We start from the raw sequence: 5,753 nt of genomic DNA on the forward strand, positions 1-5,753 counted from the left end.
GTGCCGGTGGAGCGGTGTACGGGCGGGGGCGGGCCTCGGCCCCGGCCGGCCCTCCTCGGTCGGTCCCCCCCGGGTGGTCGCGGCCTCGTCACTGATTTCGTGCGTCCCGCGCCGCGTCTCCGGGCCGCTCGCCGTCGTCGAGCTTGCGGGCGAAGGTCAGGCCGTCGGCGATGGGCAGCACCACCGACTCGACGCGGCTGTCCGCGCGAACCCGTTCGTTGAACGAACGGAGGGCGCGCGCGTCGTCTCGCGCGTCGGGCGCCGCCGTCTCACCACCCCACAGCGCGTTGTCCGCGAGCAGCAGCCCGCCGGGGCGGACCAGGGGAACGAGCGTTTCCCAGTAGTCGGGATAGCCCGGCTTGTCGGCGTCCAGGAACACGAGGTCGACCGCCGGGTGCGGGGGCAGGCGGCGCAGGGTCTCCGCCGCCGGGCCCAGCCTCAGGTCGACGCGGTCGGCCACGCCGGCCTCCGCCCAGGCCGTACGGGCGACGGCCGTGTACTCCGGCGAGACGTCACAGGTGATCACTTTGCCGCCCGGGGGAAGCCCGAGCGCGAACGCCAGCGTCGCGTACCCCGTGAAGGTGCCCACTTCCACGACCAGCCGCGGCCGGACGATACGGGTGAGCAGGGTGAAGAACACCGCCTGCTCGTGCGGGACCCGCATCGTGGCCACCTTCCCGAGGGCCCCGGTGCGCTCGATGAGCCGGGCCTGGACGGCGGTCGGGGGTTCGGCCTGCGCCAGCAGGTACGCGTACACGGCGGGCGTCAGCGGTACGGTCTTCACCGCGTCCGCGACCTCGTCGGCGCGTGTGCCGGTGTCGTTGTCCACGGTCGCTGTCCTTTCCCGGTTCGCGTGGTCGACACGGGCGTCCGCCGGCCGTCCCCTCTCCGGGCGCGTCAGGGGCGATCCGTACGGGTCCTCGCCGGCAGCCTGCCCGAGCCGCCGGGGCGCCGCCACCCGAGCCGTTCCGGATCCCGGGGCCGGACGGAGGGGTGTCCGGAAGGGGGCCGGAGGGGCATGGGATGACTTCCGGTGGGGTTGGTCCATGCCAAGTGAGTGCCATGTCCATGACAAAGTAAGGAGCATCAAGGGGCGCGGTGGTGTCGAGGGGTGCGAGAGGCGTCAGGGGTGTCCTGGCGTCGGCGGATCGTGGACTGTTGTCGTATGTCGCGAGGCCGAACACACCCGGCAAATCCGACAGTTGTCATCAGGCCGATCTCGCGGCACACGCCGCTTCCGCAGCGAAGGGAACTGATGTTCGTGAGACGGGGGTGCGGAAGCCGGGCTTCATGGTGTCGCGGCAGGTCATCCCGGTGGACGGGGTGGCCCGGCGGAAGGCCGCCGTCCTCTCGCGCGACCGCCGTGCTACGGCGGATTCCGGCCAGGCGCAGGTAAACGCCGGTGGTCTCCTGTGCCGTGCGACATACGCCGCGTTCCGGCATGGCGCACTATATGGCTGGGCGATCGAGGGGCGGCTGAGCCTCCCGGCCGTCTCCCGCTCCCACGCCCTCGACCGGGGCGACGGGGAGACGAATGCGGCCGGCGTGGGGAGCCGGCCGAGCGCGACCGGACAACCGGGGGTTCGACCACCCGTGCGCGCCGGGGCCCGGCCACCCCGCGCGGACATCATCACCACGAGGACGGCACCGCCGTGTCATCGCCGTCCCAGCAGGGGGGAGTTGCACCATGGTACGTACCACACGTCTGCTCGCGGCCTGGGCCGCCGCGACACTGACGGCGCTGGCGCTGCCCACCGCCGGCGCCCGCGCCGACGAGCCGGTACCCCGCGTCGACCTGCGGGTTCTGCTCGTCGACGACGGCGGTCCCGCCGTCGAGGCGATCGCCGCCGAACTGACCACCGCCGGCACGCCGTACACCAAGGTCGACCTCAAGGACGCCGGCCGGCCGCGCATCGACGCGGCGTACCTCAGCGACACCGTGGACGGCAGACCGCGCGCCAGATTCCAGGGCGTCGTGCTGCCCAACGACAATCCCTTCGGCGACGGTTCGCCGGAGATGGCCGCCCTGGCCGGATACGAGAAACGATTCGGCATCCGCCAGGTGGACGCCTACACCTACGCCCGGCCCGCCGTCGGCCTCAACGCCGCCCAGGAGCACGGCTGGAGCGGCCCCCTGGACGGCAAGACCGCGACCGTCACCGCCGAGGGCGCCGGCGGACCCTTCGGCTATCTGAAGAAGAACGTCCCCTTCGAGAACAACGACGCCGACGTCAACGAGAGTTACGGCTACCTCTCCACCCCGCTGGAGAAGCAGGACGACGGCGCCACCTTCACCACGTACGTCGACGCTCCCATCCCCGGCACCTCCTCGCGCGGCTCGCTGATCGGCCAGTACACCCACGACGGCCGCAGCGAACTCGTCGTCACCTGCGTCGCCAACCAGTACCAGACCCAGTTCCGGCTGGTCTCCCGCGGCATCGTCGAATGGCTCACCCAGGGCGTCCACCTCGGCGCCTCGCGGAACTACCTCGGCGTCCACGTCGACGACCTCTTCGCCTCCGACGACCGCTGGGACAGCAAGCGCAAGTGCACCCCCGGCGACGTGGACTGCCCCGGCAACCCGTCCCCCGACGCCCCGCCGATCCGGATGACCGCCGCCGACGCCGAGTACGCCAAGGAGTGGTCGAAGAGCCACAACCTGCCCCTGGACTTCGCGTTCAACGGCGTCGGCAGCGAGGAGTACCGCGCCAACGAGGGCGGCGGACGCGACCCGCTGCTCGACCGGTTCGTCGCCGACCAGCAGTCCTTCCGCTGGCTCAACCACACCTACACGCACGCCTTCCTCGGCTGCGTGCAGAACACCAACGTCGTCCCCTGGAAGTGCTCCACCGACCTCTTCGGCCGCATCCGCTGGGTGGACGAGCAGAAGGTCACCCAGGAGATCGCCCAGAACCTCTCCTGGGCCGCCGCCCGCGGCCTCAAGGTCGACCCCGACGAGCTCGTCACCGGTGAGCACTCCGGCCTGCGCACCCTGCCGCAGCAGAAGGACGACAACCCCGGCCTGCCCACCGCCCTCACCCGCACCGGCGTCAAGTGGGTGGCCAGCGACAGCTCCCGCGAGCCGCGCCAGCGCCGGGTCGGGCCCGCGCTGACCGTCTCGCGCTACCCGATGAACGTCTACTACAACGTGGGCAAGGCCGCCGAGCAGACCGACGAGTACAACTGGCTCTACACGAGGAAGGCCGACGGCGGCAGCGGCATCTGCGAGAACTCCACCGTCACCACCTGCCTCAAGGCCCCGCTCGACACCAAGACCGGCTTCGCCTCCTACATCGCGCCCCTGGAGGCCCGGATCGCCCTCGGGCACGTCCTCTCCAACGACCCGCGCCCGCACTTCATGCACCAGTCCAACCTCGCCGAGGAGCGGATCGGCTACCAGGTCCTGGAGAGGGTCCTCGCCGACCACACCGCGCTCTTCGCCGACAACACCCCGCTGGTCAGCCTCCGCATGAGCGACATCGGCACCGAGATGAGCAAGCGCGCCGCCTGGGCCGCCGCCGTCGACGCCGGCAAGGTCACCGCCTACCGCACCGGGAACACCGTCACCGTCACCGCGCCCGCCGGCGTCGAGACCACCCTCACCCTGCCCGACGGCACCACCCAGGCGAAGAACGGCACCTCCGTGCCCTTCGGCGACGCCTACGCCGGGCGGCGCGCCGGCTGGGCCGCACCCGCCGCAGGCCAGGACGCCGCCGTCTTCACCCTCCCCGCCGCCGGGACGCCCGCCGCACCGCACGCCACCGGCGCGGCCGTCCGCGTCCAGGCGCCCGCCCCCGCCCTGCCGGTACCGGCGGGCACCGGCCACCGGGTCCCGCGCGGCGCCGGCGACGGCCCCCGGCGCTGAGCACCGCCGTACCTCCGTGCACCCGTCCCCACGCCCCACCGTCTCTCGCGGAGAAACCGAATATCCATGCACGGACCCCTTGCCGCACCCGCGGCCGACGCCCCCTCGGTGACCCTGCTCACCGAGGGGACCTACCCCCACAGCCACGGCGGGGTCAGCGTCTGGTGCGACCAGCTGGTGCAGGGCATGCCCGACATTCCCTTCCGGATCATCGCCGTCACGGGCACCGGACAGGAGCGGCTCGCCTGGACCCTGCCGCCCAACGTCCGGCGCGTGGACGCCCTGCCGCTGTGGGGCACCACGCCCGCCGGCCGCCCGCCCCGCGGCCGGGCCCTGCGCGTCTTCCTCGCCGGGTACGAGCGCTTCCTGCTCTCCCTCCTCGACCCGGCGCACGAGGACGACTTCGCCCCCGCCTTCCACCGGCTCGCCGACCACGCCGCCGGCGGCACCCTGCCGGCCCTCCTCCAGGGCGAGGCGGCCGTCCGACTCCTCGTCAAGGTCTGGAACCGGCCCGCCCTGGCCACCGCCGCCGCCCGGCCCACCCTCCACGACGCGCTCACCGCCACCGACCTGCTGGAACACGCGCTGCGCCCGCTGGCCGCCGACGTCCCCGCCGACGGCATCACCCACGCCGTCAGCGGCGGCCTCGCGGCCGTCCCCGGGCTGGTCGCCCACCACCGCCACGGCACCCCGTTCCTCCTCACCGAACACGGCATCTACCTGCGCGAGCGCTACCTCGGGTTCCGCACCGAGCCCTACCGCTGGCCGGTCAAGGCGCTGATGCTCGGCCTCTTCCGGCAGCTCGCCGTCGAGTCCTACCGGTGCGCCGCCCTCGTCACCCCCGGCAACCGCTACAACCGCCGCTGGGAGGAGCACGGCGGCACCCCGCCGGACCGCATCCGCACCGTCTACAACGGCGTGGACCCCGCCGCGTTCCCGCCCGCCGGGCCGGAACCGGAGGTGCCCACGCTCAGCTGGGCCGGCCGCGTCGACCCCATCAAGGGCCTCGACACGCTCATCCGCGCCTTCGCCCTAGTCCAACGGCAGGTCCCCGACGCCCGGCTGCGGCTCTTCGGCGGCACCCCGCGCGGCGGCGAGGGCTACCGGACCGCCTGCGAGAAGCTGGCGGCCGAGCTCGGGGTGGGGGACGCCGTCACCTTCGAGGGCCGTGTCGAGGACATCCGTGACGCCTACGCGGCCGGCAACGTCGTCATGCTCTCCAGCATCAGCGAGGGCTTCCCGTTCACCCTCATCGAGGCCATGTCCTGCGGCCGGGCCACGGTCTCGACGGACGTGGGCGGAGTGCGCGAGGCCGTCGGCGACAGCGGCCTCGTCGTCCCGCCCCGCGACCCCGAGAGCATGGCCGAGGCCGCCCTCACCCTGCTGAACGACCCCGAACTGCGCGCCCGCATGGGCGAGTCGGCGCGGCTTCGGGTCATCGAGCAGTTCACCCTGCGGCAGACCATCAGCGCCTTCCGCGAGATCTACCACGACCTCGCCGCCTCCCGGCGCCGGCCCTCCACCGCTCCCGCCCCGGCCGTCCCCTTCCGGACGCCCGCCATGGCCCTGGCCGCCGGCGGTGCCGGATGAGCGGACCGCTGCGTCTCGTACCGCCCGACCCCGAGGCCGTCCCCGACCTCACCGCCGTACCCCGGCCCCGGCTCCGGCCGGGGAACGGGCCCGACCCGATCGACGAACTCGCCCGCGAACTCCACGACGTCTGCGCCGCCGCCGTCCACCCCGACGAGATCGCCGCCGTCCTGGAAGCCGACGGCCTGACCAGCGAACAGATCGCCGGACGCTACGGCCTGCGCGACGCCTTCGAGCTGGCCGCCGAGCTGTTCGCCCGCGTCCCGCGCGCCCACCAGCCGCAGGACCTCGGGCACCG

3 protein-coding genes and 1 pseudogene are annotated in these 5,753 nt (G+C 73.4%); 3 read left to right on the forward strand and 1 reads right to left on the reverse strand.

Features of this window, described 5'->3' with window-relative positions; all coding sequences use genetic code 11:
* Positions 1–88: 88 nt before the first annotated feature.
* Positions 89–829 (reverse strand): O-methyltransferase, encoded by a 741-nt coding sequence (locus ACSNOK_RS29920; RefSeq protein ID WP_436783936.1) that lies wholly within the window; start codon positions 827–829, stop codon positions 89–91.
* A gap of 858 nt (positions 830–1,687) precedes the next feature.
* Here ACSNOK_RS29920 and ACSNOK_RS29925 point away from each other — a divergent pair.
* The 3 genes and pseudogenes from ACSNOK_RS29925 to ACSNOK_RS29935 form a co-directional block, all read left to right on the forward strand.
* Positions 1,688–3,865 carry a hypothetical protein gene (locus tag ACSNOK_RS29925; RefSeq protein ID WP_436783937.1) on the forward strand — a complete coding sequence of 726 codons (2,178 nt, stop codon included), beginning with the start codon at positions 1,688–1,690 and terminating at the stop codon, positions 3,863–3,865.
* Positions 3,866–3,931: 66 nt separating this feature from the next.
* On the forward strand, positions 3,932–5,455 hold the full coding sequence (gene pelF / locus ACSNOK_RS29930; RefSeq protein WP_436783938.1) for a GT4 family glycosyltransferase PelF: 1,524 nt from the start codon (positions 3,932–3,934) through the stop codon (positions 5,453–5,455).
* Positions 5,452–5,753 (forward strand): annotated as a pseudogene (locus tag ACSNOK_RS29935) (hypothetical protein); the annotation flags it as partial. The gene pelF and the pseudogene ACSNOK_RS29935, both read left to right, overlap by 4 nt.

Source organism: Streptomyces sp. URMC 126, assembly GCF_051386555.1.
In the GTDB taxonomy this organism is placed as follows: domain Bacteria; phylum Actinomycetota; class Actinomycetes; order Streptomycetales; family Streptomycetaceae; genus Streptomyces.